General features: G+C 65.4%; 1 protein-coding gene. It reads right to left on the reverse strand.

The genetic code is table 11. The features are described 5' to 3' along the window. Positions 1–47 precede the first annotated feature (47 nt). Positions 48–567, reverse strand: a 520-nt coding sequence (locus AB1L30_RS00505; RefSeq protein ID WP_367011395.1) for a hypothetical protein, incomplete at its 5' end; no start/stop codon positions are given.

Here is a 567-nt window from a genome sequence, read left to right on the forward strand (position 1 = left end):
GCTCAGCTCGGCTCCTTCCGCCAGCGGGAACCATTGCCGGGCCAGGTTTAAAAGCCGCGACAGTTCTGGCAGCGAGAGATGCGTCGGCCACCTCCACCGATGTTCCCGGCTTCGGGCCAGGTCACCTCCAGGGCGAAGGCCACACCAATCGCCGCGTCCACGGCGTTGCACCAGCAATATTGCCAGGTCCCGGCCGCGCACGTTGCACTGGACCAGCAAGCGTCGCCGGATCGCGTGGCGACTGATTTCCGATGGGCCATCTTCGACGATGATATCGGCGAGCTGCGTAATCGGAATTTTTCTGCCTTGTGGAAGCCGTTCTGGCCATCGGCCTTGCCGTGACAACTGCCGCCGTTGCAGCCGAATCGGGTGAAGATCGGGACGATGTCCGTCGCGAAATCCCAGGGGCGCTCGGCGGATCGCTCGACGACGACCTCGGCGGAGACCGAATCGCCGTCCTCGAAGATGGCCGTCACGGTCTCGGTGCCCCCCTGCCCTCCTTCGTTCGGGACGAGGTAGCCGGACGGCTCCAGTCGGACCCGATCGTCGGAGGAGGTGCGCCAGGCG

Origin of the sequence: Bremerella sp. JC817, from assembly GCF_040718835.1 — a bacterium.
Taxonomy (GTDB): domain Bacteria; phylum Planctomycetota; class Planctomycetia; order Pirellulales; family Pirellulaceae; genus Bremerella.